Source organism: Neorhizobium sp. 05N33, assembly GCF_056397445.1.
In genome coordinates this window covers 471,073-488,192 of the sequence record NZ_JBFTNK010000003.1, presented here as the reverse complement: position 1 = coordinate 488,192, position 17,120 = coordinate 471,073, and the positions used below count along the sequence as shown (strand labels likewise).

The window sequence follows — 17,120 nt, the reverse complement described above, 5'->3', positions numbered from 1 at the left end:
CGGTCTGTGCCATGCCGGCAGATGGAGGGAAGTTCAGTCGAAAAAGCCCGCATCCTCTTCCCTGAGATATTTCCTGGCCCCTTCAGGGTCGATATCGAGGCCCAGACCCGGCGCTTCCAGTAGGTCCACCATGCTGTCCTTGACGATCTGCGGCGGCAAGCCGATTACCAGGTCCTCCCACCAGGGGTCGGAGGCGGTCGGATATTCGAACGCGACGTAATTTGCCGGCAACGTGGCGCAGACATTGATCAACGCGCCAAGCCCCAGCAGGCCGTTGGCGGTGCCGTGCGGTGCCATTAGGATCGAGTGCATGTAGGCGTGCTCGGCGACCCATTTGAGCTCGGCAATGCCGCCGATATCGGCTGGATCTGGGCCGATGACGCGCACCGCCTGCGTCTCGATCAGTTCCTTGAAATTGTGCCGCAGGTAGATCTGTTCCCCAGTGTGAATTGGTGTCGAGGTTGAGGTTGTCAGCTCCCGATAGGCCTGCGGATTGACCCACGGCACGTAGTCGCCGGTCAGCATGTCCTCGAGCCACATCAAATTGTACTTCTCGACCGCGCGGGCGAACTTGATCGCATCGGGCAACATCCAGCCCGGGCCGCAGTCGAGCGCCAGGCTGACTTTGTCGCCCAGCACTTCCTTCATCGCGATCACGCAGTCGAGCATGTGATTGAAACCACGCTCGCTGATCACGCCCTGATCCATGGCACCGTGATAGCCGGCCTTCTTCTGCGTCACGCCGTAGTGGAAGTCCTCGACGGTGTCCTTCATGTTGGAGTGGAACGAGATTCCTTGCTTGACCATGAAGAAGTTCTGCGGCTGCTCCATCATCCATTTGACGTCAGCGGCGTAATCCTCCGGCCGGTCGCCCGTGCGTGTCCGGCGAACCGAGCCATTGTAGACGCGCACCTTGTCCCGCACCTTGCCGCCGAGCAGTTTATAGACGGGCACGCCCGCGGCCTTGCCGGCAATATCCCACAGCGCATGCTCAATAGCGCTCACCGCCGCGCCGTACGGCTTGAAAGAGCCGCGTTGGCGGATCTTCAGCATGACTCTCTCGACGTCGGTCGGGTCCTCGCCGATCAGCGCCTCGCGGAAATGCAGCACCCAGGGCTTGAGATAGGATTTTGTAAATTCGACCTCACCCAAGCCATAGAGGCCCTCGTCCGTAACGATACGGACGATCGGATGTCTGCCGATAACGGCGCAGCGGAGATCGGTGATCTTCATCTTCGTTCCTTTTCGCCTCAGCTCCAGGTGCGATCCCAGGAATACTCATCGTCCCAGTGATCCGTAGGTTGCCAAATGCCGGCGACACCCGGCTGTAGATGCTGCGAGATCACCTCGTCGACGACGTCGTCAATCCCCAGGCCCGGCTTGTCCGAAACGGTGATGAAGCCGTCCTTCACCAGCGGCTTGGGAAGGCCGGTGACGATATCGTCCCACCAGTCGACATCGGCGGAATGGTATTCGAGTGCCATGAAATTTTCGGTCGCGGTCGCGACATGTGCCGCAGCCATTGCTGCGATTGGACTTTCTGCCATGTGGATGGCCATGGCGACACCCCGGTCCTGCGCCATATCGCCGATCTTCTTGGTCTCGAGAATACCCCCACTGGTGAGCAGGTCCGGGTGGATAACGGCGACGCCGCCGCTGTTAAGCAGAGGCTCGAAGCCTTCCTTGAGGTATATGTCCTCGCCAGTGCAGATTGGCACCGTGGTGGCGTCCTGCAGTTGTCGATATTGCTCGGTATACTGCCATGGGATCACATCCTCGAGCCAGGCCGGCACGTATTTTTCAATTCGCCTGGCAAGGCGAATGCCGTTCTGCATGGAGATATGGCCGATATGGTCGATCGCAAGCGGCACATCCATGCCGATGACCTCACGAACCTCGGCAATGTATTGCTCGAGGAAGTCGAGGCCCTTGTCGGAAAAGTGGAGGCCGGTGAACGGGTGCGGGACGTTATGCAAATCATATACAGCGTTGCGGAGGCGCCGCTCTTCCATGGTCTTCAGCGGGCCGCGACCGGGGTGGTGGCGGTACCCTTCAAGTGAGCCGGCAGGAGACACGACCGCACCGGGCACATCCGCGATCTGCATCAGTCCCAAATCCATCTTGAGGAAAGTGAATCCGAGCTCCATGCGCTGCTTGAGGCGCTTACCGGTCTCGGTACCGCTCGGCACGGTAGCGTCGGTATCGCAATAGACGCGCACTTTTTCCCGAAACCGGCCGCCGAGCATCTGGTAGACAGGGACGCCATAGGCCTTGCCGGCAAGATCCCACAAGGCGATTTCGACCGCCGACACGCCGCCGCCTTGCCGGCCGTGCCCGCCGAACTGCTTGATCCGTCGAAACAGGCGATCGATGTCGCAAGGGTTCTCGCCAAGCAACCGGCTCTTCAGCATCAGCGCGTAGGTGGCGCTGGCACCGTCGCGCACCTCGCCAAGCCCGACAATGCCCTGATTAGTGTAAATCTTCAGCAGCACCGAGGTGAACGGCGCGCCGACAATTTCGGCTACCCGCATGTCGGTGATGCGAAGGTCGGACGGCTTGGAACGCGTGTTCACCCGATTGAGCGCCTCGTCGGCTCCATTTGCTTCTGGCATGATTTATCCTCGTTCTGGTCGGCGGTGCTCGTCGTCACGCACGCTGAGGCGGCGTAGAGCGTTGTTAGCTAGTGCAGCTCTATCTCGTGATTTTGAAGGTAGTCGCGGTTCATTTCAACGCCGAGACCAGGCCTAGGCGTAAGCTTGAGGCTGCCATTCGAAACATCGAGTGGTCTGTCGATGAGGTGATCGTATTTGCCCAGGTTCCACTCTGACGTTTCAAGTTTGTAGAAATTGGGAACGGTCATCATCACCTGTGCTCCCGCAACCACGTTGATCGGCCCTGCGGCGTCATGCGGCGAGACCGGGATGTAGTAGGCTTCGCATAGGGCGGAAATCTTCTTGAGTTCGGTAATGCCGCCGGTCCAGGTGACGTCCGGCATGATGTAGTCGGCGAGCTTGTTTTCGAGCACCGGCACGAAATCCCACTTCGTGTGGCCGCGCTCGCCCCACGAGATGGCGGCGCTGACTTTCTCACGGACCTGTTTGAGAGCGCTGAGGCTCTCCGGTGGACAGGGCTCCTCGAACCAGTCGATCTGACCAGCTTCCTCGAGGCTCCGACAAAGGCGAATGGCGGTGGGAACGTCGAACCGGCCATGCGCATCGATGAGGATGTCGACATCAGAGCCCGCCGTTTCGCGGATCAGAGCAGTGAGTTCGGCGGCTTCGCGCTCATCCTTGCGGGTCATGCTGCCATCGAGGTAGCCGTCCCGTTGTTCGCGAGATTGTCCATCGGCGGTGCGGCCCTGGTGGGGGAAAGGATCGAACTTGAGCGCAGTGTGGCCGGACTCGACGATGTCCCGAATTTCCCGAACCACAGCCTCTTTGCTGGTAAACTTGGCCTGGTTGGGATGGGTGTAGAGCGCGATTTCATCGCGTACCGGCCCGCCCAACAACTCGTAAATCGGCTGACCCAGAACTTTGCCTCGGATGTCCCAAAGGGCTATGTCGATGGCACTTACGCATTCGACTGCGGCGCCACGACTGCCCATGTAGGTGAAGCTGCGGAATATCTTGTGCCACAGATACTCGATACGTGCCGGGTCCTCGCCTGTCAAAGCGTCACCGATCTGCCGCAGGATCGTGCACAAAGCGCGATTGGCGAGCTTTGTCGTGGTGGTGATCTCTCCCCAGCCGCTCACCCCCTCGTCGGTCGTCACTTCGACGAACAGATACTCTCCCCAATAAGACGCATCGGATCTGATTAGCCACGGCCGAACGCTGGTGATTTTCATCTCAACTGCCTTTATCTGAAGTGGTCGTCATGACGTTGTTCAAGGCTATGAATTCTATCCTGCCCAAGCGGCGCTACGCGCACGCATGTGTTCGAGGATGTGCCGCCCGGAGCCTTCGACATGGCGTGCGATGAGTTCGGCCGCCTCGTTCGCATTTCCCGCTTTTACATGTGCGATGAGCTCGCGATGTTCGCTAAGGATCGCGGCACGCCGGGCAAGCGTGAAGTTGAAACGCCGGCTCACGGCTCGAAGCACTTCGCGATGCTTCCACCAAAGCTCGGCGGCATGGTGGTTGTAGTGCTTCTGGTACATTACGGTGTGAAAGGCAGTGTCCAACTCGCTGTGCCTGAACGTATCGGCGAAGTCGTTCTCTTCAATCAGGCCTTGGATGCGTTCGAGTTCAGCAATGTCCTCGACGGTGGCCATATTCACGAACCATCGCGTCAGTGCCGGCTCGATCAGGACTCCTATCTCGTAGATGTCCCGAACAAAATCCTGATCTATAGGCCGGACGCGCGCTCCACGGTTGGGAACGAAGGTTACGAAGCCCTCCCCGCGCAACAGTTGCAGAGCCTCGCGCACGGGGTTGGTTGAGGTACCGTGGCGCCGGGCGAGATCGGTGACCACAAGCCGCTCGTTGGCAGCGAGCCGCCCTTCGATAATGTCGTCCCTGATCAGTTGATAAAGCGACGCGCCTTCGCTGGAGGCCCCGATGGCGTCGATCCCTTCGGGTGGCTGCGCTTTAAAATCACTCGTAACGGCCAAAGCTATCCCCAATCAATACACAGATTGCTCGGATATCACGCAAGGCTTCCATAAACAATGTACGATTTCTTTAGTTGACAGGTAATCTGTGATCTGAAAACGTATGATATGGTCGAAGGGATACATTGGGTGGAAAGTCCCACGGCCGGGGAGCAAAGACCGCTCGCTTCACACAGAGCGGCATGGGAGAAATCTGGGAGGATACCTATGACGAGTACTTCACTCGGCGGTGCTGTCGTGCGCGGCACTGTGTCCACTGCTTTACTGGTATCGCTGATGTCCGCGTCTGCGCTGGGTGCGCCGGTCGACTTGAGCAAGTGGTCGCCGCAATATGTGCGCTCCATTGCCGGTACACAGGATTTTGACACGGCGGCCGACTGCGCTAAAGTCACCCCGCTCGACTACAAGGGGCGACTGACGTTCTGGTATCAGGGTGTGTTCGAGGGCGACCCCGACCTCTTGCGCCAGTATTACAAGGACTTCTTCGCGACCTTCCGCAAAACCTATCCGAACATCCAGCTCGAGGATCAAGCCCTCACCTATAACGACCTGCTGGACAAGTTCCGGACCGCGCTCCTTGGCAATGCGGCGCCCATGGCGGTTCGCCTGCAAATCCTGGGCGGCACCGAATTCGCCTCGAAGGGCTATCTGCGGCCGCTCAAACCCGAGGATATCGGGTACGCGACCGATGATTTCTGGCCCGGTGCAATGAAGGCCGTGACCTGGGAGGGCGTGACCTACGGTATCCCGACCAATAATGAGACGATGGCGTTCATCTGGAACGCCGACATCTTCAAGCGCGCGGGCCTCGATCCGGACAAGGCTCCGGCAACATGGGACGATGTCGTCAAATATTCCAAGCAGATCCACGACAAGCTCGGCATTGCCGGTTACGGCCTGGTGGCGCGCAAGAATGCCGGCAATACACCGTACCGTTTCATGCCGCAGCTGTGGGCCTATGGCGGCGGCGTTTTTGACGAGGCCAACGCGAACCCGACTTACAAGCAGGTCGAGCTGAACAGCGCGCAGAGCAAGGCGGCGCTGCAAGCCTCCTATGACATGTATGTTCGCGACAAGTCGGTTCCGGTTTCGGCGCTTACCAATCAGCAGGCGGATAATCAGCCACTCTTCCTCGCTGGCCAGCTCGCCATGATGGTCTCGCACCCGTCCGACTATAACGTCATGCTCGACTTGCAGAAGAAGACGACGGGTACCGACAAGGACAAGGCGCAGACCGTCATCGACAACATGCGCTACGGTCTGATCCCGACTGGCCCGAACGGCAAGCGTGCCGTCGTGTTTGGCGGCTCGAACATTCACATCCTCAAGCCCGAATATGTCGAGGGCGGCAAGGTAGACGAGCCGGCTGCAAAGGCTATCGGCTGCATGTGGGCGAGCCCCGAATGGTCGCTGAAGATGGCCTATGCCGGCTCAAACCCGGGAAATCTCAACGGCTTCAAGACCAAATGGATGAAGGAACGCTTGGACAGTATCAAGTTCCTTGATGTCACGACTTCCATGCTGCCTTACGGCATCCCGTTCCCGGCGCTGCCGCAGTCGCCGGAAATCATGAACATCATCGTCCCGGACATGCTGCAGAATGCGCTGACCGGCGCCATGACCGTTGACCAAGCAGCGGAAGACGCAGCCAAGAAGGTAAAAAACCTGACGGCCGGCGGACTTTAGTCCATGCCTGACGATCTGACCGGCCGCGCTGAGGCTGCGGCCGGTTTGTTCCGAAAAATGGGGGCATGGCACCGTGACGATCTTGACTGGCAAGGCCGAGACCCGCCGCAGACTGCGACCCGAAGGGTCCGGTCTGCTGCGAAAGATTTGGGCGCATCGCGCCGACTACGCCTATGTGCTCCCTGCAATCGCCGTGATGCTCATCGTCATAGCCTATCCGATCTACTACACGATCGAGCTTTCGTTCTTTAATACACCGCCTGGCCTGCAGCTCCGGGACAAGATTTTCGTCGGCCTTAACAACTACACCGCCATCCTCACAAGTCCGGTGTTCTGGACGGTCACCCGGAACACGCTTGTCTGGACAGTGGGATCTACTTTGATTTCATTTGTCCTCGGATTTGCCAGCGCACTGGCGCTCCATCGTGACTTTGTCGGCCGTGGCATCCTGCGAGCCATTCTGATCATTCCCTGGGTCATCAGCGCGGTCGCCGCGTCCTATATCTGGAAATGGATCTACCATTCGGACTTTGGGATTATCGGTGCGGTGCTGGTCGGCCTGGGATTGGCCGACCGACCGCCGAATTTCATCGACAGCGTCAACACGGTGCTGCCCTCCCTGATCGTCGTCAATATCTGGCGGGAGTTTCCGTTTGCCATGATCATGATGATGGCTGGCCTGCAAACAGTACCCGATCAGTTGCTGCGCGCGGCAAAAGTCGACGGAGCCAATGCATGGCAGCGGTTCTGGCACGTCACCTTCCCGCACCTGAGAAACGTCTCGACAGTGACGATCCTTCTGCTGGCAGTGGCCAACTTCAATTCCTTCATCATCCCCTGGATCATGACCGGCGGCGGGCCGTCGAACGCATCGCATATCTGGATCACCCACATTTATGAGCTTGCCTTTGGCCGCCAGCGCTGGGGAGTGGCATCGGCCTATTCAGTGCTGCTGTTCCTGATCCTGATGTCGCTCGGCTACTTCTACGTCCGTGCGCTAAGCGGCAACGAGCGGAAGGATGGGAGCGCATGAGCACGATTGCCGAGACTGCTCTTCGAAGCCAGGCCCGTCGCCGTGTGCGCATCGACGGATGGCGGTGGGGCGGACGCATCTTCCTCGCGTTCATGCTGCTTTACACCGCGTTGCCGATGATCTGGATGCTGATCACCTCGATCAAGTCCGGCTTCGCAGCCATGCAATTCCCGCCGCAATGGTGGCCTGACCAACCGACCCTTGCCAGCTACGAAAAGCTCCTCGACCCGCAAAATAGCGTAGGCCAGGACTTCCTCCGTTTCTTCTGGAACAGCCTTTTCGTCTCCACGACCACGACTATCCTTTCGGTGATCGTGGCAGTTCCTGCGGCCTATGCGTTTTCGCGCTTCACCTTCCCGGGTCGGAACTTTCTGTTCTTCGCCGTCTTGCTTCGCAATATGTTTCCGGCGGTGATCTTTCTCGTGCCGCTCTTCATCCTGATGCGCGCGATCGGGCTAGTGAACACGCATGGGTCGCTCATTCTCACCTACCTCACATTCGGCCTGCCGCTGGCAATCTGGCTCCTCAAGGGCTTCTACGACAATATCCCTGTGCAGCTCGAGCAGGCGGCGCGCATCGACGGGGCAACGCGGTTCCAGGCCTTTGTCTTGATCGTGATGCCGCTCTCGACGCCGGGCATCATCGCCACGGCGATCTATTCCTTCATCGGTGCGTGGAACGAGTACATCTACGCCTACACATTTCTCTCCAAGAACGAACAGTTGACACTGCCGGTCGGCATCCAGCGCTTCTTCTCGGAAAATACCACGGACTTTCCGGGCCTGATGGCGGCGAGCTTCATGATGAGCGTGCCCGTCGTGGTCCTGTTCCTCCTCCTCCAACGATATTTCGTACGCGCCCTCACGGAAGGCGCAGTCAAGCACTAGGGAGTTGCCGGTGGCCCACGTGGTCCTCAATGATCTCGTCAAGACCTATGGCAGCTTCAAAGCTGTCAACAATGTTTCGCTGACGGTCAACGACGGCGAATTCGTTGCGCTCGTCGGCCCTTCAGGCTGCGGCAAGACAACCACGCTCAATCTTGTGGCGGGGCTCATCCCCATCACATCTGGCGACATCGTCATCGGCGACAGGGTGGTCAACGACCTCGACCCCAAGGACCGGGACATCGCAATGGTGTTCCAGAACTACGCGCTCTATCCGCAGAAATCGGTCTACAAAAATCTGGCGTTCCCGCTGCAGATGCGCAAACTGCCAAGGGACGAGATCGACAAGAAGGTCAGGGAAGCAGCGCGCGTGCTCGACATGACCCAGCTGCTCGAGCGCAAGCCACGCGAACTTTCGGGCGGGCAACAGCAGCGCGTGGCGCTCGGCCGTGCCCTCGTCCGCGATCCGGCGGTATTCCTGATGGATGAACCACTCTCCAACCTCGACGCGAAGCTGCGCGTGCAGATGCGTTCGGAGATCAAGCGTTTCCATCAGGACCTCAAGGCAACGATCATCTATGTGACGCACGACCAGCTCGAAGCCGTGACCATGGCGGACAGAATGGCGGTGATGAACGGCGGTTACCTGCAGCAATACGCTTCACCGGCGCAGGTGTTTGCACATCCGGTGAACATGTTCGTCGCCAGCTTTGTCGGCAGCCCGGCGATGAGCCTTGTTCCGCTGGAGGCATCAACGGCGAGCGGCGACACTGTGTTGACAAGCGCGGAGGGCTGGCGCCTCGAGCTCTCGCCACACAACGCCCGGAAGGTCGCGACGGCAACCACCAAGAAAGTCGTGCTCGGCGCACGCCACTCGACGATCAAGCTGCACAAGAGTGCGGTGCCAGGAAGCGTTCCTGCCAAGGCCTACACGGTGGAGCCGACCGGAGACGTCACCTTCGTACAGGCGTTCCTGTCTGGCGCCATCGTCAACGTCAGCGTGCCGCCGACCATTGCCGTCGCGCCCGACGAACCGATCTGGCTCGAGTTCGACCAGGAGCGGATGCATCTGTTCGACGGCGAAACAGAAATGGCCCTCATGGCCAGCTGAGACAGGCCAGATACGTGTGAAACAGGGTGTAGATGACTACGAAGCTTAAAATCACCGCTATCAAGCCCTATCCGGTATGGATCGGAATACGCAACCAGATGCTCGTCAAGGTCGAGACCGACAACGGCATCTTCGGATGGGGCGAGAGCGGCTTGAGCGGTCGCGAGAAGGCCGTGGCCGGTGCGATCGAGCACTATCGCGAGTTTCTCATCGGCCGCGACCCGATGCAGATTGGTCGGATCTGGCAAGAAGTTTATCGCAGCCAATATTTCGAAGGCGGGCGCGTTCTGCAGGCGGCGATTTCCGCCATCGACATTGCCCTTCACGACATCAAAGGCAAGGCGCTGGGGGTGCCGGTCTACGAACTGCTGGGCGGTAAGCAGCGCGACCGCATTCCTACCTTCGCTTCGACCGGTGACGAGGCCGAGGGCGATATTGCCATCGAACGAGCCCGCGAACTACGCGCGCAGGGGTGGCAGGCGATCCGTTTCTTCCCCATCGGGCAAAACAACAAGGACATTTTTGAGCCCCGCGAGTCGATCGGCGCTACCGCGAATATGCTAAACAAGGCGCGAGAAGCGCTTGGCGATGACGTCGTCCTCGGCATCGACTATCACCATCGGCTGTCGGTGGCAGAGGCGGCGAGCTTCTGCAACAAACTCGGCCGTGGCGTGCTTGATTTCCTCGAGGAACCAATACGGGACGAGACACCGGAGGCTTACGAATCCCTGCGCACGATGACCGACATCCCGTTCGCCATCGGCGAGGAGTTTGCCAGCAAGTGGCAGTTCCTGCCCTACATCGAGCGCGGCATCCATCAGTTCAACCGGCTCGATGTTTGCAATGTGGGCGGGCTCACCGAAGCAATGAAGGTCGCTGGTTGGAGCGAGGCGCACTATGTGGACCTGATGCCGCACAATCCCCTCGGCCCGGTCTGCACGGCCGCGACCATCCATCTCGCCGCCGCGGTACCGAATTTCGCTTGGCTCGAGACCAGGGCGCCCGAAGCAAAGCTGGGCTTCGATAATTCCGACTTCTTCCCCGTGCAACCGCGGCTCGTCGGCCCCGACTATCCGGTCAGCGATCTGCCGGGGCTCGGCGTCGAGGTCAACGAAGAGGCGATCAAGGCGGAGAGCTTTCGTTTCTGGGAAGCGCCTCACCTGAAGCGCCGCGACGGTTCTGTCACGAACTGGTAGTTTTCATCCATCGGAGCCTAAAATGACGCAGACACCCGATATCACGCGACCGTCCAAGGACCTGATCGACGCACTGAAGGAAATCGGCGCCGCGACGGTTGCCGGCACGCTTGGCCACATGGGCTTCCGCAATCCGCACATGGTTGGTCCCGTGCCGCAGAATCGCGGGAAGTCGATCGTCGGGCCAGCCCTGACGCTTCAATTCATGCCGCAGCGGCCGGATCTCTTCAACGAAGGAGAATATGCCGATCCGGAGACGCAGTTGCACCGGCACGTGCTCTATCACGCGCAGGAGGGCGATGTAGTCGTGGTCGATGCGCGTGGCGATATGAGTTCCGGGGTCTTCGGCGATATGATGTCGACCTATTTCAAAGGCAGAGGCGGCGCTGGCATCGTGATCGACGGGTGCATGCGCGATCGGCCCAATGTCGAGAAACTGGATCTCCCCCTTTGGCTGCGCGGCTGGACGCCCAACTACCATGTCCAGACCAGCATCTACCCCAATGCCGTCAACGTTCCGATTGCCTGCGGCGGCGTCACGGTCATTCCCGGCGACATTATCATCGCCGACGACGACGGGGTGGTGGTGCTTCCGGTTTCAATGGCCTCGAAGGTAATCGAAGAGGCACAAAAGCATCACGAATGGGAAGAATTCTCGCGCGAGAAGCTTATGGAGGGTGGGTCGTTGCAGCGCTACTATCCGCTGCATGACGATGCCCGCGGAGAGTACGAAGAGTGGCGCAAAACAAACCGCTTGGGACCAGCTTAGCCAATGGATTACCCCAGGCGGGCGGCGAATTTCCGGGGTGTCACCAGGCCCGGCCATGCGCATCGGCCATTCGGAAAGTAATCTCGTGTTGGCGCAGAGATCGAACGCGGAGCTGGATGATCTCCCCTAAGCTCGACAGGCTTTTATCGAAGCGGCCGCCGAGGCCGGTATCAAGGTTCGGGATCAGTAAAACACCATCTTCGTCCGCTTCCGTACAGATCCCGTGGGTTTGGCAATATCTGTGGAAAGGGCATCTCCCATCACCTATAGTTGCCCCTTCAAAGGAGGTGGATATGACATATCACAATCCTTTCCCAGCTCGCGCAATGACGATGGGAGACATTTCTCTCCTCAGACACGCAGTCATTGTCGCGGCCGAAAGCTCGGAACGTAGTGCGGAAGCGGTCGCGCCCATCGTGTACGATCTCTACTGCCGCGGGCTTAAAGATCCGGAGAAACTTGCCGAGGCCGCGGGCTTGCTCGCCGCGTCTCGTTCCTTAAACTGACCATTACCCAGGGCGGGCCGGCGGCCGGAACCTGTCATTGCACAGTTCCGGTCGCAACTCCCAGCGGAACCTTATAGCCCCATAAGGCGGCGGCCCTTTCGTGCCAACCGATACCCTTGGCTAACCGCCTAAACGAGCGAGCTTGGTGAGATAGACATTCAGGGACCCCGGCGTCGCCTGCCGCTAACCGTTTACCGCAGCGGCAAGGACGACAACACGAGGCAACGTGCAAAAGGACAGCCGCATCCTGCGGCCGCCTGCGGTCACGGCCTCGCGGCGAGCAAGATCGACATTTATATGCTCATAACCCAGAACCTCCCCATCCAGCGGATACGCGGCTTTGTAGGCCGCCTCCTTCGCGCTGTAGAGGACGCGCGTCGCGAAACGCGCTTCGACCCCCGAGAGGACATCCCCGGAAGTTAGTACGAGGGCTGCAATGTCGTCCGGCAGCGGTTCGGCCGGCTCGACATCAATGCCGAGCGAGGGCACGTGAACGCTTCTGGCAATGGCTGCGACCGCCATTTCCGCATCATGCGCGAGAGAACCGACGAAGCCCCGGGGCCAGAGCGGTGCTCCGGCGGGGGAACGCCCTATGGGGGCTTCCGCATCTTCAAGCGCCAGTAGACATCGGACAAGCGAGCGGGCGGTACCGCTCGCTCGCCGGGCCGCAGGTTGCCTGGAGGTAATGGCGGCCACTTCGTCAGGCAGGAGCAAGGCTTCGTCATTTGGGCCGATCATGCGACAACCGAGCCGGACAGTCGGCGGGGCAAGCCGCTTCATCTCCGTCAATAGCGCAGCTTCTGCCGCTCCGCCGTTCATTTGCCCGCAACCGACTTGAGAAAACCGCCAGGCTTTGCGGGGTTGCCGCGCCAGATCGAGTTCGGCTGAAGGATTTCGCCTTTCATCACAAAGCAATCAACGTCGGCGAGTGCTCCATCTCCCATCGTTACGCCGTAATGAATGAAGGCCGCGGGGCCGAGGGTGCAGCCGTTGCCGATGCGGATGAAATCCGACTTGAACGCGCCTTCCTCCAGCGAGTGCGCCTGGATGACGCAGCCTTCGTTGAGCGTCGCGTCGTCGCCGATCTCCACCAGCGATCTTTCTGTCAGGTTCGCGCCGCCATCGTAGACGCGCCTGCCAATCTTGACCCCTAACGCTCGCAGTATCATTGGACGGAACGGCGTGCCGGCGAAGAGCTGCACAACCGGCGAATCCGATAGCTTCCAGTGACGCTCGTGACGCCAGAAGGCAACATCGTAGATGGTATTCATCTGCGGCTGAAGCTTTCGGAAGCGCAGGCTCGCCCACTCCAAGAAGATATGGAACGGAATGGCAAACGCTGCCGTCAGTACGACCGCGACGAACAGAGCCATCTGCGCCCACTCGGTGTAATAGTTCAGCGCCCGGTCCCAAATCGCCAATGTAATGAACAACACTGTCCATTGCGTGGCGATAAACATCAGGGCGGTCGTGAGATTGTGCCTGTTCTTGTGCGGGAGACAGCCGCGGCGTTCGGCGTCGCTGACACCTTGAATGAGTTCTTTATCGCGCTTGACAATTCGGGGGATCTCGAAAGGCGGCGAACCGAGCAGGCCCACGTTTTCGCGTAACGGTCCATCGATTGGTACCATTACTTTTGTGCCAAGCAGCACGTTATCCCCGGTCCGGCTATCCGGCGGATAGAAGATGTTGTTCCCGAAGTAATTGCGCTCGCCGACCTTGGTGTGCTCCAGCCTGAAAGCAGAAGCCGACTTGTGGACGTTGATCATGTAGAGACCGTCCGAAACCATCGTTCCGGAACCGATCTCGCAGAACAGCGGATTGTCCTGCTGCTGATTGCTGCCGAAGTTCGAGCCGGTTTGCACCACCTTGTTAAGGTTCCAGCCAAGTGCCCGCATGTAGTGGACGATGGCGGAGCTGTCGCCGAATATCAGGTTGAGAAAGCGAGCATTGGTGGAAGCCTCGACGATAGACTGCAACCAGAAATGAAAGCCATAGAGTCGGTAGGTGCGCCCGGGCTTCAGCATTAAACTGAACAGGCGCGGCAGCACGAGCGCGACGAAAAGCAGCGCGCTGGTGAGAGCAAAGAGCGTCGCGGTCGTGCCGACGGCGACGATACCGATAGACTCCTGATAGTCGTCGCTGACATTTTGCCAGTAGCTGTGGAACCACAGGGGGAACGGGGTGACGACAGCGAAAAGTGTGATGAGCTGTACAGCCTCGTAACTAAAGCGTCGCGTCTTCGAAAGGCTAAGGGTCGGGGCTTTGCAGTAATCCGCCGTGGTCGGTATCGCCGGGGATCCGTGCCAGTGGGCATCGTCTGGAATGTGCTCTCCTCGCTGCAGCGAGGACGCATGGCCGAGCTGTGCTCGCTCCCCAACGGATGTATCAATATCAATCACCGAACCTACGCCGACGAAGGCGTCGCGGCCGATGGAAATCGATCCCGTATGAATATAGCCGGCCTGAGCGCGATAGCCGAGAATCATGGATTCCTTGCGCAGTATGGCGTTGTCCCCGATGGAGATCAGGTCGGTGCAGACCGGGATCGTGCGGGACTCGATGGTAGCGTTGCGACCGAGACGGGCACCGAGCAAGCGAAGATAGAGGTTGTAGAGCGGGCTGCCGCGAAAGAGGACGACCGGCGCCGAACGTATGAGCGTTTTGACCACCCAGAAGCGGTAGTAGCGAAGACCCCAAATCGGAAAGCTCTCTGCTTTCCAGCGGCCGATGAGCAGCCACTTCATCGCAACGGCAAAGCCTGACATACCGAAAAAAACCGCTGCCGACAACATCGCGCAGCGCAGGTAGAGCTGAACCGGGTCGTCGAGCATGTCATAGACCCAGTTGAGCCCATAGTTCAGCATCCAAAGATCGAAATAGCCGAAGAGGCAATAAAAGGCGATCTGCGCGGCGCCGCTGGTCCAGTAGGCGAGGTTCGAAGCGCGGTGATTGAGGACAGGCTCCTCCACGGGTATCGCCTTGTCCTCAGGGCCGCGCAGGTGTCGCGCCAGAGCGGCGACGGTCGGATTGAGATAGATGTCCCGCATCGAAGTGCCTGACCACTCCTGGCGTGCACGCAGACGGGCACAGAAGCGCGCCATCAGCAATGAGTTTGCGCCGAGATCATCAAAAAAATGATCCTCAACGGAGATGTCATCCATCATCAGCACTTCGCCCAGCGCCACCACCAGATAGCTCTCGTCATCGGTGGAGGGGAGGACTTCCTTGCGCCCTGTGCTGACCCGGAGGCCCATCGGCTTTGGCAGCCTCCCCGTATCCACCTTATCGGAGACTGTCATTGGCAATGCCGCAAGCTCCTCAAGGAATGAGGGTACCATGTACTCCGGTAGGCGCCGGCGCAGTTCTTTAGCAAGATGGGCGCGAGAAAGAGTTCCGGTACCGGATTTTAGCGCATAATAACCGACCAGCTCCAGGCGGCCGGGCTCGACCTCCCAAGTGGTGACGGCGGCCTGCGCTATATCGGGCTGGTCGAGCAAGGCCGTCTCGATTTCACCCAGCTCGATGCGATAGCCGCGAATCTTCACCTGTGTATCGATTCGGCCGTGATATTCGATTTCGCCGTCTGTGTTTATGCAGCCGAGATCGCCGGTACGGTAGATGCGTTTTGAGGGATTATTAGGCAGATCGAGAAAGTCAGGAATGAATTTCTGTGCCGTCAGATCCGGCCGATTGAGGTAGCCGACCGCAAGGCCGATGCCGGCAATGCCGATTTCTCCAAGGTCCCCGGCCGCCGCCAATCGCGGCGCTTCGGCATCAAGGATCACGATAGAATAAGAGGGCAGCGGCGACCCGATGGTCACGCGGCGCTCGGGCGTCAGGTAGCCCATGGTCGCGGTCACCGTCGCTTCAGTCGGGCCGTATGTATTAAGGATGCGGCGGCCCGGTTTCGACCAGCGGGTCACGAGATTCTGCGGACAGGCTTCGCCGCCCACGAGTATGGTGTGCAAGCTCGGCACATCGCTTTCCAAGGACGACAGCAGCGTCGGCGAGCAGGCCATGCAGGTAATGGCGTTCGCGCGAAGGAAGTCGCCGAGTTCCTCGCCTACCAGCGTCATGCGGCCGGGCGCGGGGACGATCGTGGCACCGGCGACAAATGGCACCCAGATCTCTTCGGTGGAGAAGTCGAAGGCGATCGTCATGCCCTGATAGACACGGTCGCCCGGCCGATAGCCATATGCTGCGGCGGCAACGTCAACGAAATTGCAGATGCTTTGGTGGCGCACCGCCACGCCCTTGGGTCGGCCGGTCGTCCCGGATGTATAGAGGATATAGCAGATATCGTCGTCGGATCCGACGATATCGAGCGGGCTGTCCGATTGACGGGCGGTCTCCGGACAGTTGGCCGCAATCACGATATGTGGAACGGAAAGCGCCGCCGCGCGCGCCACATGCTCGGCCATTGTGACGACGAAACGAACATCAGCGTCCTCGATAATCAAAGACATGCGCTCTTCGGGGAAGGCAGCTGCAAGCGGTACGAAGGCCGCCCCTAACTTCATGACAGCGAGGATCGCTATATACGTCTCGGCCGACCGCTCGAGCAGCAGGGCTACCCGGTCTCCGGGCTTGACGCCGCGCAGGGCGAGTAAGCGCGCAAGGCGGTTCGCCTCAGCGTCAATTTCAATGTAGGTCCACATGCGCCCGCCGTCTATAACGGCTGGCATCGCGCCGTAGCGCTCGGCACAGCGCTCGAACAGGCTGGAGAGCCGTTCGCCCGGCAGGGAAACGTTCCGTGGATCAGGGCCACATAGGATCTGCGGCACCGCACCGCGCTCCGTCACCTCCGAATGGCCCGAATTGAGACCGCGCACATGGATCCCCGCGTCGTTCATGTCTAATATCCTGCTTGTACTGTATCCAGCGACGTGACGTTGGCGATCTCGCTTCCTTGCCGATGCAGGGATCGCCTGTGGCGCCGGCGTACAGTTTGCGGCCGTCGTCATTGTTAGCTTCGCGCGCCTTACGCGAGATTTCGTGAAAAGAAAAGCAGCTTTGTTGGGCGCGTCAAAGCAGGTCCCACTGCTATGAAACGAACTGCGTCAAGAGCGCTCCCTGGACTGAGACTGCCGCCCAGCAGACAGATGTTGCGCAAGTGAAGATCGGGGCCTTGCCCGCCAGCGCCCGCCGGTTGAGACGTTCGCTGTGTTGCACGAGCCGGGACCGGAAGTTCTCCCTGAGTTTCGCCACTTCTCCCGCGCCGAAGACATGGCTGGTCGCAAGCAGAGACTGAGACGAGGAAATCGCGGAACCCCAGACGCCGCAGGCCTGAGATATCCGCCAACCGCGGAAATGTCGACAC

General features: G+C 59.6%; 13 protein-coding genes. 7 read left to right on the top strand and 6 right to left on the bottom strand.

Annotation, left to right across the window (positions count from 1 at the left end):
* Positions 1-33 precede the first annotated feature (33 nt).
* From AC1DLT_RS11120 to AC1DLT_RS11105, 4 genes are all read right to left on the bottom strand, one after another.
* Positions 34-1,233: a mandelate racemase/muconate lactonizing enzyme family protein gene (locus AC1DLT_RS11120; RefSeq protein WP_477486756.1), complete on the bottom strand. Its 1,200-nt coding sequence runs from the start codon at positions 1,231-1,233 to the stop codon at positions 34-36.
* A gap of 17 nt (positions 1,234-1,250) precedes the next feature.
* On the bottom strand, positions 1,251-2,612 hold the full coding sequence (locus AC1DLT_RS11115; protein ID WP_477486755.1) for a mandelate racemase/muconate lactonizing enzyme family protein: 1,362 nt from the start codon (positions 2,610-2,612) through the stop codon (positions 1,251-1,253).
* A 68-nt stretch (positions 2,613-2,680) separates the two neighbouring features.
* Complete coding sequence (locus AC1DLT_RS11110) at positions 2,681-3,847, bottom strand: mandelate racemase/muconate lactonizing enzyme family protein (RefSeq protein WP_477486754.1); 1,167 nt, start codon at positions 3,845-3,847, stop codon at positions 2,681-2,683.
* 54 nt (positions 3,848-3,901) lie between these two features.
* A complete protein-coding gene (locus AC1DLT_RS11105; RefSeq protein WP_247032247.1) occupies positions 3,902-4,612 on the bottom strand; it encodes a GntR family transcriptional regulator in 711 nt (236 codons plus the stop codon).
* A 207-nt stretch (positions 4,613-4,819) separates the two neighbouring features.
* Between AC1DLT_RS11105 and AC1DLT_RS11100 the strand changes: the two genes are divergently transcribed.
* The 7 genes from AC1DLT_RS11100 (at position 4,820) to AC1DLT_RS11070 (ending at position 11,797) form a co-directional block, all read left to right on the top strand.
* Positions 4,820-6,298: an ABC transporter substrate-binding protein gene (locus AC1DLT_RS11100; RefSeq protein ID WP_038544812.1), complete on the top strand. Its 1,479-nt coding sequence runs from the start codon at positions 4,820-4,822 to the stop codon at positions 6,296-6,298.
* 73 nt (positions 6,299-6,371) lie between these two features.
* The gene (locus tag AC1DLT_RS11095) at positions 6,372-7,331 is read left to right on the top strand and encodes a carbohydrate ABC transporter permease (RefSeq protein WP_247135825.1); all 960 of its coding nucleotides are present in this window, start codon (positions 6,372-6,374) and stop codon (positions 7,329-7,331) included.
* A complete protein-coding gene (locus tag AC1DLT_RS11090) occupies positions 7,328-8,218 on the top strand; it encodes a carbohydrate ABC transporter permease (RefSeq protein ID WP_477486753.1) in 891 nt (296 codons plus the stop codon). Before AC1DLT_RS11095 ends, AC1DLT_RS11090 begins: the two co-directional genes overlap by 4 nt.
* A 10-nt stretch (positions 8,219-8,228) precedes the next feature.
* Complete coding sequence (locus AC1DLT_RS11085) at positions 8,229-9,326, top strand: ABC transporter ATP-binding protein (protein ID WP_038549571.1); 1,098 nt, start codon at positions 8,229-8,231, stop codon at positions 9,324-9,326.
* Positions 9,327-9,358: 32 nt separating this feature from the next.
* Positions 9,359-10,522: a mandelate racemase/muconate lactonizing enzyme family protein gene (locus AC1DLT_RS11080; protein ID WP_477486752.1), complete on the top strand. Its 1,164-nt coding sequence runs from the start codon at positions 9,359-9,361 to the stop codon at positions 10,520-10,522.
* A gap of 22 nt (positions 10,523-10,544) precedes the next feature.
* Positions 10,545-11,291: a ribonuclease activity regulator RraA gene (locus AC1DLT_RS11075; protein ID WP_038544820.1), complete on the top strand. Its 747-nt coding sequence runs from the start codon at positions 10,545-10,547 to the stop codon at positions 11,289-11,291.
* Positions 11,292-11,584: 293 nt separating this feature from the next.
* On the top strand, positions 11,585-11,797 hold the full coding sequence (locus AC1DLT_RS11070; protein WP_038544821.1) for a hypothetical protein: 213 nt from the start codon (positions 11,585-11,587) through the stop codon (positions 11,795-11,797).
* A 183-nt stretch (positions 11,798-11,980) separates the two neighbouring features.
* On the opposite strand, the gene AC1DLT_RS11065 is transcribed toward AC1DLT_RS11070, so the two are convergent.
* Both AC1DLT_RS11065 and AC1DLT_RS11060 read right to left on the bottom strand, forming a co-directional pair.
* Entirely contained in the window at positions 11,981-12,535 is a 555-nt protein-coding gene (locus AC1DLT_RS11065) for a 4'-phosphopantetheinyl transferase superfamily protein (RefSeq protein WP_477486921.1), read from the bottom strand.
* Positions 12,536-12,612: 77 nt separating this feature from the next.
* Entirely contained in the window at positions 12,613-16,653 is a 4,041-nt protein-coding gene (locus AC1DLT_RS11060) for a Pls/PosA family non-ribosomal peptide synthetase (RefSeq protein WP_477486751.1), read from the bottom strand.
* Between the last annotated feature and the right edge of the window lie 467 nt (positions 16,654-17,120).

Coding starts and splice junctions, on each gene's coding strand:
- AC1DLT_RS11115 (WP_477486755.1), bottom strand. CDS start 2,612: ATGCCAGAAGCAAATGGAGCCGACGAGGCGCTCAATCGGGTGAACACG.
- AC1DLT_RS11090 (WP_477486753.1), top strand. CDS start 7,328: ATGAGCACGATTGCCGAGACTGCTCTTCGAAGCCAGGCCCGTCGCCGT.
- AC1DLT_RS11080 (WP_477486752.1), top strand. CDS start 9,359: ATGACTACGAAGCTTAAAATCACCGCTATCAAGCCCTATCCGGTATGG.
- AC1DLT_RS11060 (WP_477486751.1), bottom strand. CDS start 16,653: ATGAACGACGCGGGGATCCATGTGCGCGGTCTCAATTCGGGCCATTCG.
- AC1DLT_RS11070 (WP_038544821.1), top strand. CDS start 11,585: ATGACATATCACAATCCTTTCCCAGCTCGCGCAATGACGATGGGAGAC.
- AC1DLT_RS11100 (WP_038544812.1), top strand. CDS start 4,820: ATGACGAGTACTTCACTCGGCGGTGCTGTCGTGCGCGGCACTGTGTCC.
- AC1DLT_RS11075 (WP_038544820.1), top strand. CDS start 10,545: ATGACGCAGACACCCGATATCACGCGACCGTCCAAGGACCTGATCGAC.
- AC1DLT_RS11065 (WP_477486921.1), bottom strand. CDS start 12,535: ATGATCGGCCCAAATGACGAAGCCTTGCTCCTGCCTGACGAAGTGGCC.
- AC1DLT_RS11110 (WP_477486754.1), bottom strand. CDS start 3,847: ATGAAAATCACCAGCGTTCGGCCGTGGCTAATCAGATCCGATGCGTCT.
- AC1DLT_RS11120 (WP_477486756.1), bottom strand. CDS start 1,233: ATGAAGATCACCGATCTCCGCTGCGCCGTTATCGGCAGACATCCGATC.